The sequence below is a fragment of the Lentzea sp. NPDC036955 genome (genome assembly GCF_055608005.1).
In genome coordinates this window covers 24035-43675 of sequence record NZ_JBVJRC010000005.1, presented here as the reverse complement: position 1 = coordinate 43675, position 19641 = coordinate 24035, and the positions used below count along the sequence as shown (strand labels likewise).

The window sequence follows — 19641 nt, the reverse complement described above, 5'->3', positions numbered from 1 at the left end:
TAGGCTTGCGGCATCACGACGAACGGAGACGGCGATGTCCTTCCAGGCCTACCTCGACGGCGCGGAGAAGAAGACCGGCAAGACCCCGGCCGAGCTGCTGGCGGCCGCCGCCGAACAGGGCTACGACGGCAGCACGAAGGCGAGCGTCTTCCTGGAATGGCTGAAGACGGACTACGACCTGGGCCGCGGGCACGGGATGGCGCTCTACCACGTGCTCAAGAACGGCGCGGAGATCAGCGCCAAGCACGTCGGCAGCACCGGCAGCCACCGGGACGACTCCACCACGCTGCGGCTGGACGGCCTCGCCCACCGCTGACGGCACAAACGGAACGGCCCCCGGAGCAGAAGCTCCGGGGGCCGTTCTCCACTAGCGCGTTCAGCGGTAGTCGCGACCGAAGTCGTAGTCGTCCAGCGGCACCGCGGCACCAGTGCCCGTGCCGAAGACGTCCGGGGTGTAGTACCCGTCGTCGTACGAGGGGATGGCGTACGCGGCAGCGCGCGCCTCCTCGGTCGGCTGGACCTGGATGTTGCGGTAGCGGTTGATGCCCGTACCGGCCGGGATCAACTTACCGATGATGACGTTCTCCTTCAGACCGATGAGCTTGTCCGAACGCCCGTTGATGGCGGCGTCGGTCAGCACACGCGTGGTCTCCTGGAACGACGCGGCGGACAGCCACGAGTCCGTCGCCAGCGAGGCCTTCGTGATACCCATCAGCACCGGACGTCCGGCCGCCGGCTCGCCACCCTCGGCGACGACGGCGCGGTTGCCCGACTCGAAGTCCGCGCGCTCGACCAGCGAGCCCGGGAGGAACTCCGTCGCACCCGAGTCGATGATCGTGACCCGGCGGAGCATCTGCCGGACGATGACCTCGATGTGCTTGTCGTGGATGGCCACACCCTGGGCGCGGTACACCTTCTGCACTTCCTGCACCAGGTGCAGCTGGGCCTCGCGCGGGCCCATGACGCGCAGGACCTCGTGCGGGTCCGGGGTACCTTCCAGCAGCTGCTGACCGACGGCCACGTGGTCGCCGTCCTGCAGCGGGCCGGTCGCCGTGTTCGCGAGGCGCTGACGCTTCGACAGCTTCTCGAACACGATCTCCTCGGAACCGTCGTCCGGGATCAGCGTGATCTTCCAGAAGCGGTCGCCGTCCTCGATGCGGACGCGGCCGTCGACGTCGGCGATCGGCGCCTTGCCCTTCGGGACGCGGGCCTCGAAGAGCTCCTGGACACGGGGCAGACCGGTCGTGATGTCGTCACCGGCCACACCACCCTGGTGGAACGTGCGCATCGTCAGCTGCGTGCCCGGCTCACCGATCGACTGGGCGGCGACGATGCCGACGGCCTCGCCGACGTCGACCAGCTGACCGGTCGCCATCGAGCGGCCGTAGCAGGACGCGCACACACCGACCGCGGACTCGCAGGTCAGGACCGAGCGCACCTTCACGCGGATGATGCCCGCGTCGACCAGCGACTGGAGCGCCGGGTCGCCGAGGTCGTCACCGCGGTTCAGGACCAGGTTGCCCTGCGCGTCGAGGATGTCGTCCGCGACGGTGCGGGCGTAGACCGAGGTCTGCGCGAACTCGTGCAGGCCGACCTTGTCGCCCAGCTGCTCGCCGACGGTCATCTGGACACCACGGGTGGTGCCGCAGTCGACCTCGCGGATGATGACGTCCTGCGAGACGTCCACCAGACGACGGGTCAGGTAACCCGAGTCGGCGGTGCGCAGCGCGGTGTCGGCCAGACCCTTGCGGGCACCGTGCGTCGCGATGAAGTACTCCAGCACCGACAAGCCCTCGCGGAACGAGTTCTTGATCGGGCGCGGGATGTACTCACCCTTCGGGTTGGTGACGAGACCACGCATACCCGCGAGCGAACGGACCTGCGTCATGTTGCCGGCGGCGCCGGACTGCACGATGACGCGGATCGAGTTGTCCTCGGGGAAGTTGTCTTCCATGATCTCGTGGACCTGCTCGGTGGCCTTGGTCCACACCTTGACCAGCTCGGAGTTGCGCTCCTCGTGGGAGAGCTGACCGCGCTGGTAGCGCTTCTCCACCGCGTCCGCGAGGCGCTCGTGCTCCTCGAGGATGTCCTGCTTCGCGGCGGGGACGAGGACGTCCGAGATCGCGACGGTCACACCGGAACGGGTGGCCCAGTGGAAACCGGCGTCCTTCAGCTTGTCCAGCGTCCGGGCGACGGTGACCATCGGGTACCGCTCGGCCAGGTCGTTGATGATGATGGCCTGCCGCTTCTTGGGCATGACCTCGTTGATGAAGGCGTAGTCCTGCGGCAGGATCTCGTTGAACAGCACGCGACCCAGCGTGGTCTCCGCGAGCCACGGCTGACCGGGCTCCCAGCCCTCGGGCTCCTGGCCCTTGGGCGGGTTCTTGTCGGAGACGCGGATCTTCACCATCGACTGCAGGCCCAGGACCTTGCGGTCGAACGCCATCAGGGCCTCGGCGGGCGACGAGTAGAAGTGGCCCTCGCCGATGTCGCCGGGCTTGTGCCGGGTCAGGTGGTACAGACCCGTCACCATGTCCAGACGCGGCATGGCCAGCGGCTTGCCGGACGCCGGGGACAGGATGTTGTTCGACGACAGCATCAGGACGCGGGCCTCGGCCTGCGCCTCGGCGCTCAGCGGCAGGTGGACCGCCATCTGGTCACCGTCGAAGTCGGCGTTGAACGCCTCACAGACCAGCGGGTGCAGCTGGATGGCCTTGCCCTCGACCAGCTGCGGCTCGAAGGCCTGGATGCCGAGGCGGTGCAGCGTGGGTGCGCGGTTGAGCAGCACCGGGTGCTCGGTGATGACCTCTTCCAGCACGTCCCACACGGCCGGGCGCGCACGCTCGACCATCCGCTTGGCGGACTTGATGTTCTGCGCGTGGTTGAGGTCCACGAGCCGCTTCATCACGAACGGCTTGAACAGCTCCAGCGCCATCTGCTTGGGCAGACCGCACTGGTGCAGCTTGAGCTGCGGGCCGACCACGATGACCGAACGGCCGGAGTAGTCGACGCGCTTGCCGAGCAGGTTCTGGCGGAACCGGCCCTGCTTGCCCTTCAGCAGGTCGGACAGCGACTTGAGCGGGCGGTTGCCGGGCCCGGTGACCGGGCGGCCGCGGCGGCCGTTGTCGAACAGCGCGTCGACGGCCTCCTGCAGCATCCGCTTCTCGTTGTTGACGATGATCTCGGGCGCGCCGAGGTCGATCAGTCGCTTGAGGCGGTTGTTGCGGTTGATCACGCGGCGGTACAGGTCGTTCAGGTCCGAGGTCGCGAAGCGGCCACCGTCGAGCTGCACCATCGGGCGCAGGTCCGGCGGGATGACCGGGACGCAGTCCAGGACCATGCCCTGCGGGTTGTTGCGGGTCGCCTGGAACGCGGCGACGACCTTGAGGCGCTTGAGCGCACGCAGCTTCTTCTGGCCCTTGCCGCTGCGGATCGTCTCGCGCAGGACCTCGGCCTCGGCGTCCACGTCGTAGTCACCCAGGAGCTTCTGGATGGCCTCGGCGCCCATGGCACCGGTGAAGTAGTCGCCGTAGCGGTCGTACAGCTCGCGGTAGAGCAGCTCGTCCGCGATCAGCTGGGCGCGCTCGAGCTTGGTGAAGGTGGACCAGATCTCGTCGAGGCGGTCCAGCTCGCGCTGGGCGCGGTCGCGGAGCTGGCGCATCTCACGTTCGCCACCCTCCTTGACCTTGCGGCGCACGTCGGACTTGGCGCCCTCGGCCTCGAGCTCGGCCAGGTCGGCCTCGAGCTTCTGGGCGCGGGCCTCCACGTCGGCGTCGCGGCGGTTCTCGACGCGCTTGCGCTCGACCTGCATCTCGCTCTCGAGCGTCGGCAGGTCGTTGTGGCGCAGCTCGGCGTTCACGCCCACGATGACGTAGGCGGCGAAGTAGATGATCTTCTCGAGGTCCTTGGGGGCCAGGTCGAGCAGGTAGCCCAACCGGCTGGGGACGCCCTTGAAGTACCAGATGTGCGTGACCGGAGCGGCGAGCTCGATGTGGCCCATGCGCTCACGACGCACCTTCGCGCGGGTCACCTCGACGCCGCAGCGCTCACAGATGATGCCCTTGAAGCGCACGCGCTTGTACTTGCCGCAGTAGCACTCCCAGTCCCGGGTGGGACCGAAGATCTTCTCGCAGAACAAGCCGTCCTTCTCGGGCTTGAGCGTGCGGTAGTTGATGGTTTCGGGCTTCTTGACCTCGCCGTAGGACCACTGGCGGATGTCGTCCGCGGTCGCGAGACCGATGCGGAGCTCATCGAAGAAGTTGACGTCGAGCACGTCTACTCTCTTCCCCTTTTTAGATCGGTGGCAAAGGAGCTGGTCGGAGGGCCGGTGAGGGACTGCGTCCGATTTCTTGGCTCGGAGGCAGCCCCATCACCAGCCGGCGAGGTGACTAGTTGACGACGTCGTCCACGGAGGGCGACTCGGACCTCGACAGGTTGATGCCGAGGTTCGCGGCCGCGCGCTCCAGGTCCTCGTCGTCGCCGTCGCGCATCTCGATCGCGGCACCGTCCGAAGACAGGACCTCGACGTTGAGGCAGAGCGACTGCAGCTCCTTGAGCAGCACCTTGAAGGACTCCGGGATACCGGGTTCCGGGATGTTCTCGCCCTTGACGATGGCCTCGTAGACCTTCACGCGGCCGAGCACGTCGTCGGACTTGATGGTGAGCAGCTCCTGCAGGGTGTACGCGGCGCCGTACGCCTGCATCGCCCAGCACTCCATCTCACCGAAGCGCTGACCACCGAACTGCGCCTTACCACCCAGCGGCTGCTGCGTGATCATCGAGTACGGGCCGGTCGAACGCGCGTGGATCTTGTCGTCCACCAGGTGCAGCAGCTTCAGGATGTACATGTAGCCGACCGACACGGGGAACGGGTACGGCTCGCCGGAGCGGCCGTCGAAGAGCTGCGCCTTCCCGTTCTCCTTGACCATGCGCTCGCCGTCGCGGTTCGGGATCGTCGAGCCGAGCAGGCCCGTGATCTCCTCTTCCTTCGCGCCGTCGAACACGGGGGTCGCGGTCTTGGTGCCGGGCTCGACCTCCAGCAGGTCCTCGGACAGGTTCTTCGCCCAGTCCGGGTCGCCGTTGATGCTCCAGCCCTGCTTGGCGATCCACCCGAGGTGGGTCTCCAGCACCTGGCCGATGTTCATACGACGCGGAACACCGTGCGTGTTCAGGATGATGTCGACCGGCGTGCCGTCCTCGAGGAACGGCATGTCCTCGACGGGGAGGATCTTGCCGATGACGCCCTTGTTGCCGTGGCGGCCGGCGAGCTTGTCACCGTCCTGGATCTTGCGCTTCTGGGCCACGTAGACGCGCACGAGCTCGTTCACGCCCGGAGGCAGCTCGTCGTCGTCCTCGCGCGAGAACACGCGGATGCCGATGACCTTGCCGTACTCGCCGTGCGGCACCTTGAGCGAGGTGTCGCGGACCTCGCGCGCCTTCTCACCGAAGATCGCGCGGAGCAGGCGCTCCTCCGGCGTCAGCTCGGTCTCGCCCTTGGGCGTGACCTTGCCGACGAGGATGTCGCCCGGCTGGACCTCGGCACCGATGCGGATGATGCCGCGCTCGTCGAGGTCGGCGAGGACCTCCTCGGAGACGTTCGGGATGTCCCGGGTGATCTCCTCGGCGCCGAGCTTCGTGTCGCGGGCGTCGATCTCGTGCTCCTCGATGTGGATCGAGGTGAGAACGTCGTCCTGCACGAGGCGCTGCGACAGGATGATCGCGTCCTCGTAGTTGTGGCCTTCCCACGGCATGATCGCCACGAGCAGGTTCTTGCCGAGCGCCATCTCGGCGTTCTCGGTGCACGGACCGTCGGCCAGGACCTGGCCCTGCTCGACCCGGTCGCCCTCGTTGACGATGGGCTTCTGGTTGATGCAGGTGCCCTGGTTCGACCGGCGGAACTTGTGCAGCGCGTAGGTGTTGCGCGCACCGTCGTCGGCCATGACGGTGATGTAGTCGGCGGAGACCTCCTCGACCACACCGGTCTTCTTCGCGACGACGACGTCACCGGCGTCGACCGCGGCGCGCAGCTCCATGCCGGTGCCGACGAGCGGCGACTCGGAGCGGAGCAGCGGCACGGCCTGGCGCTGCATGTTCGCACCCATCAGGGCGCGGTTGGCGTCGTCGTGCTCGAGGAACGGGATCATGGCGGTCGCGGCCGACACCATCTGGCGCGGCGAGACGTCCATGTAGTCGACGTCGGTCGGGTCGATGAACTCGACCTCGCCGCCCTTCTTGCGGACCAGGACGCGGTCGTCGGTGAAGTTGCCCTCGTCGTCGGTCGGCGAGTTCGCCTGCGCCTTGACGAAGCGGTCTTCCTCGTCCGCGGTCAGGTAGTCGATCTGGTCGGTGACCCGGCCGTCGACGACCTTGCGGTACGGCGTCTCGATGAAGCCGAACGGGTTGACCCGCGCGTAGGACGAGAGCGAACCGATCAGGCCGATGTTCGGGCCTTCCGGCGTCTCGATCGGGCACATGCGGCCGTAGTGCGACGGGTGGACGTCGCGGACCTCCATGCCGGCCCGCTCACGGGACAGACCACCGGGACCCAGCGCCGACAGGCGGCGCTTGTGGGTCAGACCCGCGAGCGGGTTGGTCTGGTCCATGAACTGCGACAGCTGCGAGGTGCCGAAGAACTCCTTGATCGCCGCCACGACGGGACGGATGTTGATCAGGGTCTGCGGCGTGATGGCCTCGACGTCCTGCGTGGTCATGCGCTCGCGGACGACGCGCTCCATGCGGGACAGACCGACGCGGATCTGGTTCTGGATCAGCTCGCCGACCGTGCGCAGGCGGCGGTTGCCGAAGTGGTCGATGTCGTCGACCTCGACCGGCACGTCGCCACCGGCGGCGGCATCCATCATCGTCTCACCGGCGTGCAGGCGGACGAGGTACTCGATCGTCGTGACGATGTCGTCCTCGGTCAGCACACCGGTGTTGATCTCGGTGTCCAGGCCCAGCTTCTTGTTGATCTTGTAGCGACCAACCTTCGCCAGGTCGTAGCGCTTGTCCTTGAAGAACAGGTTCTCCAGCAGGGCCTGCGCGGACTCCTTCGTGGGCGGCTCGCCCGGACGCAGCTTGCGGTAGATGTCGAGCAACGCCTCGTCGGTACCCGCGGTGTGGTCCTTCTCGAGCGTGGTCAGCAACGTCTCGCTGAACGCGAACCGCTCGCGGATCTGCTCCGTGCTCCAGCCCAGGGCCTTCAACAGCACCGTCACCGGCTGGCGACGCTTGCGGTCGATGCGGACACCCACGGTGTCGCGCTTGTCGACGTCGAACTCCAGCCAGGCACCCCGGGACGGGATGATCTTGACGCTGAAGACGTCCTTGTCCGTCGTCTTGTCGACCGCGGTGTCGTAGTAGACACCAGGCGAGCGAACGAGCTGCGAGACAACCACGCGCTCGGTGCCGTTGATGATGAACGTGCCCTTGTTCGTCATCATCGGGAAGTCACCCATGAACACCGTCTGGCTCTTGATCTCGCCAGTGGTGTGGTTGGTGAACTCCGCCGTGACGAACAGCGGTGCCGCGTACGTCATGTCCTTGTCCTTGCACTCCTCGGTCGAGGCCTTGACCTCGTCGAAGCGCGGGTCGGAGAAGGACAGTGACATGGAGCCGGAGAAGTCCTCGATCGGCGAGATCTCGTTGAGGACCTCTTCGAGGCCGCCCGTCGGGGTCTCGTCGCCGGCGTCGACGCGGCGCTGGAACCACGCCTCGTCACCGGTGAGCCATTCGAAGGACTGGATCTGCAGGTCGAGCAGGTTGGGCGTCTGAAGCGGCTCGTGAATCTTCGCGAAGGAAACTCGCTTCGGCGCTCCAGGGATCCCCGACGTGGAGTTGGTCGCAGCAGTGGCCTTGGTCGCGCGAGAGATCGCCAAGATGCGTCCTTCCAGGGACAAATAGCTGGCTAGAGCGAACTAGCACGGCTGTCTAGGGTGCGGCGCTGCTCGACTAATCCACGCTCTCGGCGAAGGGCAAGCGGAAAATGGGCAGCGCAAAGGGGCAGTCTAGCCACACGCACGGCGACTGTCGAGAGGCACCTGGAAGGACCCTCCTCTTGCTCACCGACAGAGTGACCCTGCATGAGCGCGCAGTCAAGATGTCGAGCGCTTATCCACTCTCTGGATGGAGCGCCGTTCACCGACCGTCATCCAGTTGACCTGCACAAACACGTGTACGCCCGGTTTGGTGGGAAGTTGACGGCCTCAAGCGCTCTTACAGAGCGCCACGAGAAACCGTGTGACCGAGATCACGCGTGTCGGGTCTGGCGAAGGGCCCCTTTGGGGTGCTTCCAAGCCCTTTGCGGGCCTTGGACGAGGTTGTTGATCTTACTCGACCCCGCCGAAGCGTTTGGCACCGACCATCCACCGGGTATGTGGCTCCCGGCGAAGGGCAGCGAGGCAGCCCGAACCGAACGTCCGCACCCCCTCGGCAAGTGCACGCGGGGAGCTTTCGTACTCCAGGACGGCACGCGGGGTCCCCGCGTACCCCCCCCCAAGTCCGCACGCGGGGTCCCCGCGTACCCCCAAGTCGGCACGCGGGGTCCCCGCGTACCCCGGGACGGCACGCGGGGGCCCGCGTGCCGGTCAGCAGGACTGGAGTTGGCGGTCCTGGTCGGCGGTCGCGCCGAACATCCTCAGGTTGTCGACCTTCCAGCGGCCGCCGTCCTCCACGGCGCCGACCTGGAGCATGGCGGTGCCGCCGCCGGTCTGGTTGTCGGTGGTGCGGGTGGTGACCTGGTCGGCGAAGACCAGGACGGTGGCGCGGCCGTCGCGCAGGGACGACACGGCGGAGGAGACGACGCGGACGCTGACCACGAGCTTCTGCTGCGGGGCGATCTCGCGGACCGGGCCGAAGACCGCGTTGTACTGGCAGAGCGCCTTGCCGGTCAGGAGCTCCTTCGCGGCTTTCTCGGTGGCGGAGACGTCGGCGAAGTTGTACGAGAACGACTTCTCCACGGCCTCGCGGACCTGGCCGTTCACCGAGGACGTGGTGGCGGAGTCGACCAGCGCCGAGTCGTAGCCACCCGACCTGGACTTGACCAGGAAGAACGTGCCGAGGCCCGCGAACAGCAGCGCGACCACGACCAGCGCGACCGGCAGCACCCAGCCCCCGGACGCTGACCTCGTGCCGGCGACCTCGACCGGGAGCCCCTCCGGCTCGGCCTCCGCAGGCTCTGACTTCGCGGGCTTCGGAGCGGCCGACGGCGTCCAGTCCACCGCCTCGGGCGCCTTGAGCCCGGACTCCTCCGGCTCGACGGTCTCGGCGGGCTGCCCGGCCTCCGCAGCCTCGACGACCTCACCCGCGCCGGCCGCCTCGGCCCGCTCGACGGCCTCAGCCGCCTCGGCCCGCTTCGCAGCGGCGCTCTCCGGCGTCACCACCTCGGTCGCCTCACCGGCCTCGGGCGCGGCGGCACGGCGGTTCAGGCCGGCCACGCGCGGGCGGCCACCGGCGGGCGGCGTGGGGATGGGGCGGCGGCGGGGTGGGGGCACGTGCTCTCGTCCAATCAACTCTGGCCGAAGCCGGGACCGGGACCGGGTCAGACGCCCGCCCGCAGCGGGCCCAGCTGGCTCAGCTTCCAGCCGTCGTCCGTGCGGGTGAGCTTGGTCAGGTACCGGTTGATCTTGGTGACCTGCTGGCCGCCGTCGGGCGTCACGGTGCTCTCGACCACGGCGATCATCTCGGCGGTGCCCGCGCGGTCGTCCAGCTCGGACACGGCGGCGTCGAGGACCTTCGACGTCGTCACGGACTTCGCGTCGACCAGCTGCTTCTTGCGCGCGTCCTTGTCCTTGTCGATCTCCGCGCGCAGCTCGCCGGTCGACGAGCTCAGCCAGCGCTGCAGGTCCTCGTCGACCTTGCGGTAGTCGAGCGTCAGGAAGTTCGTGATGCCGACCTCACCCGCGCGCCGGGCCTCGTCGCGCGCGGAGGCGAACGACGACTCGGAGGAATGGGCCGCCGCGTACCAGGTCACGCCCGCGTACGCGGCGAAGCCGAAGGTCAGGACCGCGAGGACGGCGGCGACGGTGGTGAAGGTCCGCACTACTTCTTCCCCTCTGGCAGGCCCAGCAGCTGGCCCAGCGACGTCAGCAACGGCACCTCGGGCACGGTGGTCTGCGACCCGGTGGTGGGCTCCTGGCCGGGCTGGGTCACCGCGGTGCCCACCGGTGTCCCGCCGTACGGAGCATTCTGCGACCCGCGCACCGAGGTGGCACTTCCGGGCGCGAGCGCGCAGTAGGCCTGCGTGTTCAGCGGCACGGGCGCGGTGTCGGCACCGGTGCGGATGCGCGTGCCCTCGTACCCGACCGTGCACGGCATCGGGTCGAACACGTTCAGCGCCAGCCCGAAGTGCGCCGACCCGTCGCCCGGCGCCACGGTGAAGCCACCGCCCACGGCGATCGGGTAGGTGACGGCGATCTGCTCCAGGCCGTCGCGCCGCGTCACCAGGATGTTCGAGGTGGTCAGCAGGTTCGCGAACACCACGCCCAGGTTCGGCCCGCTCTCCCTGAGCAGCGCCGACACCTGCTCGGACGCCGGCGGCACCGCGACGATGAGCCGCCGCAGGTCGCCGTCGGAGGCCTTCAGCTGCTCGGCGAGCAACCGCAGGTCACCGCTGAACGACCGGATGGCGCCGCCGGACGCGGCCTGCGTGGCCAGCACGATCCGCCCGTCCTGCAGCAGCCGCGTGGTCTGCGGCAGGTGCTCGCGCGCCGCTGCCGTGAACGCCGCGGTGTTGTCGATCAGCACCTGGAGGTCGCCGCCCGTGCCGTTGAAGGCCGTGTGCAGCTCGTCGACCACGACCTTCAGCGAGTCCGTCGGCACCGAGGTGGCGAACGCGTCGAGGTTCGTCAGCAGCCCGTCCACCGGCGGCGGTGTCTTCGTCGCCGACCGCGGGATCACCGACCCGGCCTCCAGGAACGGGCCGCCGTCGGTCTTCGGCCGCAGGTCCACGTACTGCTCGCCGACCGCCGACCGGTTGGCGACGACGGCCTCGGCCGACGCCGGCACCCGCGGTGCGTCGGCGTCGAGCTCCAGGTCGGCCTCGACGCCGTCGGCGGTCAGCCGCAGCTGCCCGACCCGGCCGATCGTGACACCGCGGTAGGTGACCTCGGCGTTGGAGAAGATGCCGCCGGAGTCGGCGAGCTGCATCGTCACGACGGTCGACGACGAGCGGAAGAGCCCGACGTAGTTCGCGCTGACGTAGGAGATGCCCAGCAACGCCACCAGGACGAACGCCACGACCTTGAGCTTCGTGCCCCGCGTGATCACTTGCGCCCCCCTCCCAGCAGACCGCCGAGGATGTCGCCGAGACCCGACCCGGTGCCCTGGCCGATGCCGGGCAGCGGGAGGTTCGGCAGCGGCAGCGGAGTGCCCTGGCTCGGCGGCAGGATGCCTTCGAGCGGGGTCTGCCGCGACCGGCCCAGGTTGTCGAGGACGTTGCCCAGGTTGAGGTCCAGGTCGATGAACGCGTTGGTGTAGTCGCCCTTGATGCCGTCGACCGCCGCGTCCGGGAACGGGTAGGTCAGCAGCAGCTCGAACGCGTTCGGCAGGTTCTGCCCCGACTCGGCGAGCTTCGTCAGCGTCGGCTGCAACGCCTTGAGGTCGGCCACGATGTCGTCGCGGCTGCGGTTGACCGTGTCCACGGCGACGTCGGACAGCCTGGTCAGCGACTGCAGCAACGTCACCAGCTGCGTGCGCTGCTCGGCCAGCACCTTCAGGCCGGGCTCCAGGTCGGTCAGCGCCACGGTGATCCGGTCCCGCTGCTGCGCGAGGGTGGCGGCGAGCCGGTTCATCGAGTCGAGCGCGCGGACGATCTCCGCCTTGTGCTCGTCCAGCTGCCCGACGAACGTGTCGAGGTTGCCGAGCAGCGACCTGATCTCCTGCTCGTTGCCCTCGAACGTCGCGTTGAGCTCCTTGGTGATGTTCTGCAGCTGCGCGACACCGCCACCGTTGAGCAGCAACGACAACGCGCCGAAGACCTCTTCGACCTCGGGGTTGCGGTTGGTCTTCTCGATCGGGATGGTCGCGTTGTCCGCGAGCTTGCCGCTCGCGTCCTTGGGCTTGCCCAGCTCGATGAACTTCTCGCCGAGCAACGCCGACTGGCGCAGGTTCGCGTACGCGTTGGCCGGGAGCTGCACGTCGCCGTTGACGAGCAGCGTGACCTCGGCGGTCCAGCCGCCGGGAGCGAGGTCGATCCGCTCCACCCGGCCGACCGGCACGTCGTTGACCTTCACGCCCGCCTGCGGCACCAGGTCGAGCACGTCCTTGAAGTGCGCCTTCACCCGGTACGGGTGGTCGCCCACGTCCGCGCCACCGGGCAGCGGCATGTTGTAGACGCCGTCGAAGCCACCGGAACCGCAGCCGGAGACCAGCAACACCGCCGCGAGACCCACGACGAGCTTCTTCACCGGGGCACCCCCGCGAGCGGCAGGGGCAGCGGCAGCTTGCCCGCGTTGAGGTCGCCGAGCACCTCTGCGGGCGACTTCAGCGGGATCGCACCGCTCAGCAGCGGCTCCAGCTGCTTGCACGTGTTCGCGAGCACCGGCGGCACGTTGTTCGGCGTCGCCTGCTGCACCAGCTTGCAGATCAGCACGATCGGCGGCTGGTTGAGCTCGTTGATGTTCGCGCGGGTGTCGAGCGTGCCGGACGCCGCGTTGTAGGAGTTCTGCAGGTTGCCCAGCGCCAGCGGTGCCACGTCCAGCGTCTCGGCCAGTGCCGCCCGCTGGTTCACGAGCACCTGCGTGATCGACGCCAGCTTGTCCACGTTGGACTTCAGCCCGGCGCGGTTGTCCTTGACGAACCCCTGCACCTGCCCCAGCGCGGTCGCCAGCTCGCTCAGCGCGGCACCGAGGTCGCCGCGTTCGTCGGCGAGCAGCTTCGCCACGTCAGCCAGCTGCTTGTTGAGGTCCCGCACCTGGCTGTCGTTCGCGGCCAGCATCGCCGTGAACTTCTGCAGGTTGTCGACGGTCGCGAAGAGGTCCTCCTTCGACCCCGACAGCGTGCGGGTGGCCTGGCCCAGGTTCTTCAGCGTGTCGTTGAGCGCCTGGCCGTTGCCCTCCAGGTTCTTCGCCGCGGAGTTCAGCAGGTCCGCGAGCGCGCCGTCGGCGTTCGCGCCGTTGGGCCCCAGCGCGGTCGTGAGCTTGTCCAGCGACGAGTACAGCTCGTCGAGCTCGACCGGTGTCGCGGTGCGCTCGCGCGGGATCACGGCGTCGTCGGCCATCGCCGGCCCACCGGTGTAGGCGGGCGAGAGCTGCACGTACCGGTCGCTGACCACGCTCGGCGAGACCACGACGGCCTGCGCGTTCGCCGGCACCCGCACGTCGCGGTCGACGGTGAACACCACCTTCACCGTCTTGCCCTCCGGCGTGACCTCGTCGATCGTGCCGACCTTCACGCCCAGCACCCGCACGTCACCGCCGGGGTAGACGCCGACGGCCGCCGCGAAGTGCGCGGTGACCTTGCGCCCGTTCATGCCGTTGAACACCCACCAGAGCGCGGCGGTCAGCACGAGCGCGAGCACGCACGCGATCGCGATGAACCGGCCGGCCCTGCTGTGCACCACAGTCGTCATCGCGCCACCCCCGGAGGCAGGCAGCCTTCCTCGTTGAACCCGACGACGCCGAGGTTCACCGAGGGCGGCAGCAGACCGCAGATGTAGGTGTCGAACCAGCGCCCGTTGCCCAGGGTGTTCGCGAACACCCGGTAGAACGGGGCCAGCAGCGCCAGGCTGCGGTCCAGGTTGTCCTGGTTGCGCTGCAGGATCGTGGTGACCCGGTCGAGCTGCTGCAGCGCCGGCCGCAGCTGGTCCTGGTTGTCCGCGACCAGCCCGGAGAGCTGCCTGGCCAGGTCGCGCGTGCCGCCGAGCACCGCGCTGATGGCCTCCCGCCGCTTGCGCAGCTCGCCCAGCAGCAGGTTGCCGTCGGCGATCAGCTTCTCGAACTCGGCGTTGCGGTCGGCCAGCGTCCCGGTCAGCTGCCGGGTGTTGTCGAGCAGCTTCGCGAGCTGCTCGTCGCGCGAGGAGATCGTCTTCGACAGCGCGGACAGGCCGTCCAGCGCGCCGCGGACGTGCTCGGGCGAGTTCTTGAACGTCTCGGACAGCACGGTGAAGCTGTCCGCGAGCTGCTTGGTGTCGATCTGGCCGACGGTCGTCGCGAGCCCGTTGAACGCCTCGTTCACGTCGTACGGCGCGAGCGTGCGTTCCTTCGGGATCGGGTCACCGGGCGAGAGCGGCTGCGAGCCCTGCGGGTCGAGCGCCAGGAACTTCTGGCCCAGCAACGTCTTGATGCGGATCATCGCGGTCGACCGGTCGCCCACCCAGGCGTCCTTGACCTTGAACGTCACCCGCACCCGGTCGCCGTTCAGCCCGACCTTGGTGACCTTGCCGACCTTCACGCCGGCGACGCGGACCTCGTTGCCCGGCACCAGGCCCGCGGCCTCGCTGAAGTCCGCCGCGTAGCTCGTGCCGCCGCCCACGATCGGCAGGTCGTCGGAGTAGAACGCGGCGAGCAGCAGCAGTGCGATCAACGTCAGGCTGATCGCGCCGGTGGCGATGGGGTTGCGCTGTTTCATCGGCGGCACCTCTGCTGTGTCACCGGCAACGCCGTGATGGGGACGGGGTTGGTGATGACCGGCGGCACGGCGATCTGGCCGCTGGCCTCGCACAGGTAGAAGTTGAACCACGAGCCGTAGGTCGCGGTCCTGGTGATCGTCTCCAGCTTGTTCGGCAGCCGCTGGAGCACGCCCTCGACGAGCACCTCGTTGTCCCCCAGCGTCTTCGAGACGATGCCGAGCTGAGCGATGTCGTTGCGCAACGGTTCGCGGCCCTGTTCCAGCAGGCCGGCGGTCGCGTTGGTGAGGTCGCCGAGCGCGGTGATGGCCTCGCCGATCGGCTGGCGGTCCTGCGCGAGCCCGGACACGAGCTGCTGCAACGTGACGACGAGGTTGTTCAGGTCGTCGCCGCGCGAGTTCACGGTGTCCAGCGCGACGTTGAGGTTGTCGACGACCTGGCCGATGACCTTGTCCTTGCCGGCGAGCGTGCTGGTCAGCGACGCCGTGTGCCGCAGCAGGCTGTCGATCGTGCCGCCCTCTCCCTGCAGCACCTGGACGATCTCGAACGACAGCTTGTTCACGTCGTCCGGCGACAGGGCCTGGAAGAGCGGCTTGAAGCCGTTGAACAACACCGTGAGATCGAGCGCTGACCTGGTGCGCTCCAGCGGGATCGTGCCGCCCTCGGGCAGCACCGCGCTGGTGTCGCCGGTGCCGGCCTCCAGCGCGATGTACCGCTGGCCCACCAGGTTGCGGTACTTGATGGTCGCGGTCACCGCGTCGGGCAGCCGGCGGTCGCCGTCGATCGAGAACTCGACCTCGGCGGTCTTGCGGTCGACGACCCTGATCTCGTCGACCTGCCCGACGCGGACGCCGGCGATGCGGATGTCGTCGCCCTCGTTCAGGGCGGTGACGTCGGTGAACCGCGCCTTGTACCCGGTGGCGCCGGCCAGGTTGACGTTCGCGATGGTGATCGCCAGCAGGGTCGTGGCGAGGATCGTGACCACGGCGAACGTGATCAGCTTCAGCAGCGGGGCGAGCACACCCTTCACTCGACCGTCACCTCCGTTCCGCGCACCAGCGGTCCGAGCAGCAGGCTCGACCAGCCCGGCACGTCCTGCGGGTCCACGCCCATCCGCGGGCCGAACAGCGCCGCGATCATCCGGGCCTCCTCCGGCGAGTTCGCGAGGTTCACCGCGGTGGCCGACGACGGCGAGGTCGCGTTCCCGGCGGTCGCGGGCGGCAGGATCCCGTCGTTGGCGACGCGGGCGGGCGGCGGCGAGCTGGAGCCGTCCTTCACCGGACCCTCCGGCGGGTACTGCGGGAACGGGTCCGGCCGCGGGACCAGGTCGTAGCAGCGTGGCCCGCGCTTGTCCCGGTACTCGGGGTCGTCGATGCCGGGCTTGTACTTGCCGCGGGTGTTCGTGATCTCCAGCGTGATGTGCAGGCCGGGCTCGTTGGTGCCCACACCGAACGCCTTCTCGATGACCGGCTTGAACTCGCTGAGGCCCTTGAGCAGGCACGGGTACTCGGGCGCGTACTTGGCGAGCAGCTCCAGCGTCGGGCGGCTGGTGTCCGCGAGCTGGATGATGTTGTTCTTGTTGACCGCGAGGAAGCCCGTGAGGTCCTGCGAGGTCGTGGTGAGCGAGCCGTACAGCGCGAGCAGGTTGTCCCGCTGGTCGACCACGGTCTTGGTCGTCGTGGTCATGTCGTTGAGCGCCTGGAGCAGGTCGGGAGCGGCGTCGGAGTAGACGTTCGCGACGTCGGCGAGCCTGGAGATGTTCTCCTTGAGCGCCGGCAGCTGCGGGTTGAGCTCACCGAGGTAGGCGTCGAGCGACACCAGCGTCTCGCCGAGCGGCTTGCCGCGGCCGTCGAGCGCCTGCGACAACGCCGTGAGCGTCGTGGCGAGCTTCTCCGGCTGGATCGCCTGCAGCACCGGCATCAGGTTGTTCAGCACGCGCTCGACCTCGATGGCGCTGCTGGTGCGGTCCTGCTCGATGACCGCGCCCTCCCTGATGGCGGCGCCCTTGCGCTGCGGCAGCACGAGGTTCACGTACCGCTCGCCGAACAACGTCTTGGGCAGCAGGCGCGCGGAGACGTTGCCGGGGATCTGCTCGACCTTGTCCGGCAGCAGCGCGAGCTCCAGCTCGGCGCCGTCGCCGGTGGTGCGGATGGCCTTGACCGAGCCGACGATCAGCCCGCGGACCTTGACGTCGCTCGCGGTCAGCAGCTGGTTGCCGATGTGGTCGGTCTTGAGCGTCACCTTCACGTAGTCGCTGAAGGCGTCCTTGTAGAGCGCCACCGTGAGCGACAGGAACATGGCGATCGCGAGGAGGAACGCGATGCCCAGCACGCGCTTCTTCATCCGGCGATCCTCACCGTCGTCGTGGCGCCCCAGATCGCGAGGCTCAGGAAGAAGTCGAGCAGCGCGGTCGTGACGATGGCGGTGCGCACCGCCCGTCCGACGGCCACACCGACCCCCGCCGGCCCGCCGGAGGCGCGGTAGCCGTAGTAGCAGTGGGTCATGATGATCACGACCGCGAAGACCAGCACCTTGCCGAACGACCAGAGCACGTCGACCGGTGGCAGGAACAGGTTGAAGTAGTGGTCGTACGTGCCCGCCGACTGCCCGTAGAACTCCACGGTGATCGTCCTGGCCGCCAGGTAGCTGGTGAGCAGGCCGATCACGTACAGCGGGATGATCGCGACGAACCCGGCGATGATCCGCGTGGTGACCAGGAACGGCAGGCTCGGGATGCCCATGACCTCCAGCGCGTCGATCTCCTCGGAGATCCGCATGGCACCGAGCTGCGCCGTGAACCCACTTCCGACCGTCGCGCTCAACGCCAGCCCGGCGACGAGCGGCGCGATCTCACGCGTGTTGAAGTAGGCGGACACGAACCCGGCGAACGCGCTCGTGCCGATCTGGTTGAGGGCCGTGAACCCCTGCAGACCGACGACGGTGCCGGTGAACACGGACAACCCGACCATCACGCCGATCGTGCCGCCGATGACCGCGAGCGCACCGGACCCGAAGCTCACCTCGGCCAGCAGCCGCAGCGTCTCCTTGGAGTACCGCTTCAACGCGCGGGGGGTCCACGCCAGCGCCTTGAGGTAGAACGACAGCTGGTCGCCGAACCCGTCCAGGGTGGACAGCACCTTGTTCGCCATCAGCTCCCCTTCGCGGGCACGACCTGCAGGTAGATCGTGGTGAGGACGAAGTTGACGAAGAACAGCAGCAGGAACGTGATGACCACGGCCTGGTTGACCGCGTCGCCCACGCCCTTCGGCCCGCCCGCGGGGTTGAGCCCCCGGTAGGCGGCCACGATGCCCGCGATGAACCCGAAGATCAGCGCCTTGAGCTCGCTGATCCACAGGTCCGGCAGCTGCGCCAGCGCGCTGAAGCTCGCGAGGTAGGCACCGGGCGTGCCGTCCTGCATGATCACGTTGAAGAAGTAGCCGCCGAGCACGCCGACGACGCTGACCATGCCGTTGAGCAGCACGGACACCAGCATCGCCGCCAGCACCCTGGGCACGACCAGCCGGTGGATCGGCGACACCCCGAGCACTTCCATGGCGTCGATCTCCTCGCGGATCGTGCGGGACCCGAGGTCCGCGCAGATCGCACTGCCGCCGGCACCGGCGATGAGCAGCGCCGTCACGATCGGGCTGGCCTGCTGGATGATCGCGAGCACGCTGGCGGCACCGGTGAACGACTGCGCGCCGATCTGCCTGGTCAGGCTGCCCAGCTGCAACGCGATGACCGCGCCGAACGGGATGCTGACCAGTGCCGTCGGCAGCACCGTGACGCTGACGATGAACCAGCTCTGCTGGATGAACTCCCGCAGCTGGAACGGCCGCCGGAACGACGTGCGCACCACGTCGATGCCGAGCTGGCACAGCTTCCCGGTCTCCCGCAGCGCGCCCGCGCCGGGAAAGGTCTGGGTGCTCACAGCACACCACCGGTCCGCGGCCACGGGCTCGGCGTGGGAGCCGCGACCGGCGTCCCGACGTGCACCCCGTACCGCACCTGCTCCTCGGTGGTGAGGCTGGCGATGATGCCCTGCTGCGCCTCGTGCGGCAGCCGGTGGATGATCGACATGACCCGGTCCTTGCGCCGGCGCACCGCGTCCCGGTACGGCAACCCCGGCGTCGGTTCCAGCTGCGGCACGACCCCGCGCATGTCCTCGTCCGGCGACCCGTCCGAGTGCCCGGCGTCCGCGTGCGCCTGCTCGGCGGCCATGGTCGCCTGGTCCTTCTCCTCGGACATGCCGATCGGCCCGAGCCGCCGCCCGTTGAGGAACTGCTCGACCACCGGCTCGTCGCTCGTGAGCAGGACCTCCCGCGGCCCGAACATGACGAGCTCCCGCCGGAACAGCATGCCGAGGTTGTCCGGCACGGTCCGCGCGATGTTGATGTTGTGCGTGACGATGAGGATCGTCGCGTCGATCTGCGCGTTGAGGTCGATCAGCAGCTGGCTCAGGTACGCCGTGCGCACCGGGTCGAGCCCGGAGTCCGGCTCGTCGCACAGGATGATCTCGGGGTCGAGCACCAGCGCGCGGGCCAGACCGGCCCGCTTGCGCATGCCGCCGGAGATCTCACCGGGGAGCTTCTTCTCCGCACCGACGAGACCGACCATCTCCATCTTCTCGAGGACGATCCTGCGGACCTCGGCCTCGCTCTTGCGGGTGTGCTCCCGCAGCGGGAAGGCGATGTTGTCGTACAGGTTCATCGACCCGAACAGCGCACCGTCCTGGAACAGCACGCCGAACATCTTCCGGATCTCGTAGAGCTTGTGCTCGGAGCACCGCACGAGGTCCGTGCCGTTGATGACGATCTTGCCCTGCTCCGGCTTGAGCAGTCCCACCAGCGACTTCAGGAACACGCTCTTGCCGGTGCCCGACGGTCCGAGCATCACGCTGACCTCACCCGGCGGCAACGTGAGCGTGACGTCCTGCCAGATGGTCTGCTTGCCGAAGGACTTGGTCAGACCCTCGACGACCACCTCGACGCCCATCCGCACCTCCGCACAGCCCGACGACGCCGACGGGACCGGCGTCACACCTGGGCAACGAGTTCGTTCGCGGGAGGTTACTCACCAGT

At 68.5% G+C, this 19641-nt stretch carries 14 protein-coding genes; 1 reads left to right on the top strand and 13 read right to left on the bottom strand.

Translation table 11 applies throughout. The features are described 5' to 3' along the window. Positions 1–34 precede the first annotated feature (34 nt). Positions 35–316, top strand: a complete 282-nt coding sequence (locus tag ACZ7CF_RS17415) for a DUF4287 domain-containing protein (RefSeq protein WP_470370021.1) — start codon at positions 35–37, stop codon at positions 314–316. A 60-nt stretch (positions 317–376) separates the two neighbouring features. Here the strand turns inward: ACZ7CF_RS17415 and ACZ7CF_RS17410 are convergent, their stop codons facing one another. From ACZ7CF_RS17410 to ACZ7CF_RS17350, 13 genes are all read right to left on the bottom strand, one after another. After that, positions 377–4273: a DNA-directed RNA polymerase subunit beta' gene (locus ACZ7CF_RS17410; protein WP_360395703.1), complete on the bottom strand. Its 3897-nt coding sequence runs from the start codon at positions 4271–4273 to the stop codon at positions 377–379. A 115-nt stretch (positions 4274–4388) separates the two neighbouring features. After that, positions 4389–7874, bottom strand: a complete 3486-nt coding sequence (gene rpoB / locus ACZ7CF_RS17405) for a DNA-directed RNA polymerase subunit beta (RefSeq protein WP_360395701.1) — start codon at positions 7872–7874, stop codon at positions 4389–4391. 708 nt (positions 7875–8582) lie between these two features. Beyond that, the gene (locus ACZ7CF_RS17400) at positions 8583–9488 is read right to left on the bottom strand and encodes a hypothetical protein (protein ID WP_470370020.1); all 906 of its coding nucleotides are present in this window, start codon (positions 9486–9488) and stop codon (positions 8583–8585) included. Between the two features lie 47 nt (positions 9489–9535). Then, on the bottom strand, positions 9536–10036 hold the full coding sequence (locus ACZ7CF_RS17395) for a nuclear transport factor 2 family protein (protein ID WP_360395697.1): 501 nt from the start codon (positions 10034–10036) through the stop codon (positions 9536–9538). Further along, positions 10036–11262, bottom strand: a complete 1227-nt coding sequence (locus ACZ7CF_RS17390; RefSeq protein ID WP_470370019.1) for an MCE family protein — start codon at positions 11260–11262, stop codon at positions 10036–10038. Before ACZ7CF_RS17390 ends, ACZ7CF_RS17395 begins: the two co-directional genes overlap by 1 nt. Further along, positions 11259–12401, bottom strand: coding sequence for an MCE family protein (locus tag ACZ7CF_RS17385; RefSeq protein ID WP_458430176.1), 1143 nt, complete (start codon positions 12399–12401; stop codon positions 11259–11261). The genes ACZ7CF_RS17390 and ACZ7CF_RS17385 overlap by 4 nt, the downstream gene beginning before the upstream one ends. After that, on the bottom strand, positions 12398–13564 hold the full coding sequence (locus ACZ7CF_RS17380) for an MCE family protein (RefSeq protein WP_360395691.1): 1167 nt from the start codon (positions 13562–13564) through the stop codon (positions 12398–12400). Before ACZ7CF_RS17380 ends, ACZ7CF_RS17385 begins: the two co-directional genes overlap by 4 nt. After that, complete coding sequence (locus tag ACZ7CF_RS17375) at positions 13561–14562, bottom strand: MCE family protein (protein ID WP_458430175.1); 1002 nt, start codon at positions 14560–14562, stop codon at positions 13561–13563. The genes ACZ7CF_RS17380 and ACZ7CF_RS17375 overlap by 4 nt, the downstream gene beginning before the upstream one ends. Beyond that, a complete protein-coding gene (locus ACZ7CF_RS17370) occupies positions 14559–15590 on the bottom strand; it encodes an MCE family protein (RefSeq protein WP_360395687.1) in 1032 nt (343 codons plus the stop codon). Before ACZ7CF_RS17370 ends, ACZ7CF_RS17375 begins: the two co-directional genes overlap by 4 nt. Beyond that, the gene (locus ACZ7CF_RS17365; protein ID WP_360395685.1) at positions 15587–16903 is read right to left on the bottom strand and encodes an MCE family protein; all 1317 of its coding nucleotides are present in this window, start codon (positions 16901–16903) and stop codon (positions 15587–15589) included. The genes ACZ7CF_RS17370 and ACZ7CF_RS17365 overlap by 4 nt, the downstream gene beginning before the upstream one ends. Then, on the bottom strand, positions 16900–17709 hold the full coding sequence (locus ACZ7CF_RS17360; RefSeq protein WP_360395683.1) for an MlaE family ABC transporter permease: 810 nt from the start codon (positions 17707–17709) through the stop codon (positions 16900–16902). The genes ACZ7CF_RS17365 and ACZ7CF_RS17360 overlap by 4 nt, the downstream gene beginning before the upstream one ends. Continuing rightward, on the bottom strand, positions 17709–18491 hold the full coding sequence (locus tag ACZ7CF_RS17355) for an MlaE family ABC transporter permease (RefSeq protein ID WP_360395681.1): 783 nt from the start codon (positions 18489–18491) through the stop codon (positions 17709–17711). The genes ACZ7CF_RS17360 and ACZ7CF_RS17355 overlap by 1 nt, the downstream gene beginning before the upstream one ends. Beyond that, positions 18488–19555 (bottom strand): ABC transporter ATP-binding protein, encoded by a 1068-nt coding sequence (locus ACZ7CF_RS17350; RefSeq protein ID WP_458430173.1) that lies wholly within the window; start codon positions 19553–19555, stop codon positions 18488–18490. The genes ACZ7CF_RS17355 and ACZ7CF_RS17350 overlap by 4 nt, the downstream gene beginning before the upstream one ends. Between the last annotated feature and the right edge of the window lie 86 nt (positions 19556–19641).

Bases quoted from the DNA above. Each gene is read 5' to 3' on its own strand.
- ACZ7CF_RS17415 (WP_470370021.1), top strand. From the start codon at position 35: ATGTCCTTCCAGGCCTACCTCGACGGCGCGGAGAAGAAGACCGGCAAG.
- ACZ7CF_RS17380 (WP_360395691.1), bottom strand. From the start codon at position 13,564: ATGACGACTGTGGTGCACAGCAGGGCCGGCCGGTTCATCGCGATCGCG.
- ACZ7CF_RS17375 (WP_458430175.1), bottom strand. From the start codon at position 14,562: ATGAAACAGCGCAACCCCATCGCCACCGGCGCGATCAGCCTGACGTTG.
- ACZ7CF_RS17365 (WP_360395685.1), bottom strand. From the start codon at position 16,903: ATGAAGAAGCGCGTGCTGGGCATCGCGTTCCTCCTCGCGATCGCCATG.
- ACZ7CF_RS17360 (WP_360395683.1), bottom strand. From the start codon at position 17,709: ATGGCGAACAAGGTGCTGTCCACCCTGGACGGGTTCGGCGACCAGCTG.
- ACZ7CF_RS17350 (WP_458430173.1), bottom strand. From the start codon at position 19,555: ATGGGCGTCGAGGTGGTCGTCGAGGGTCTGACCAAGTCCTTCGGCAAG.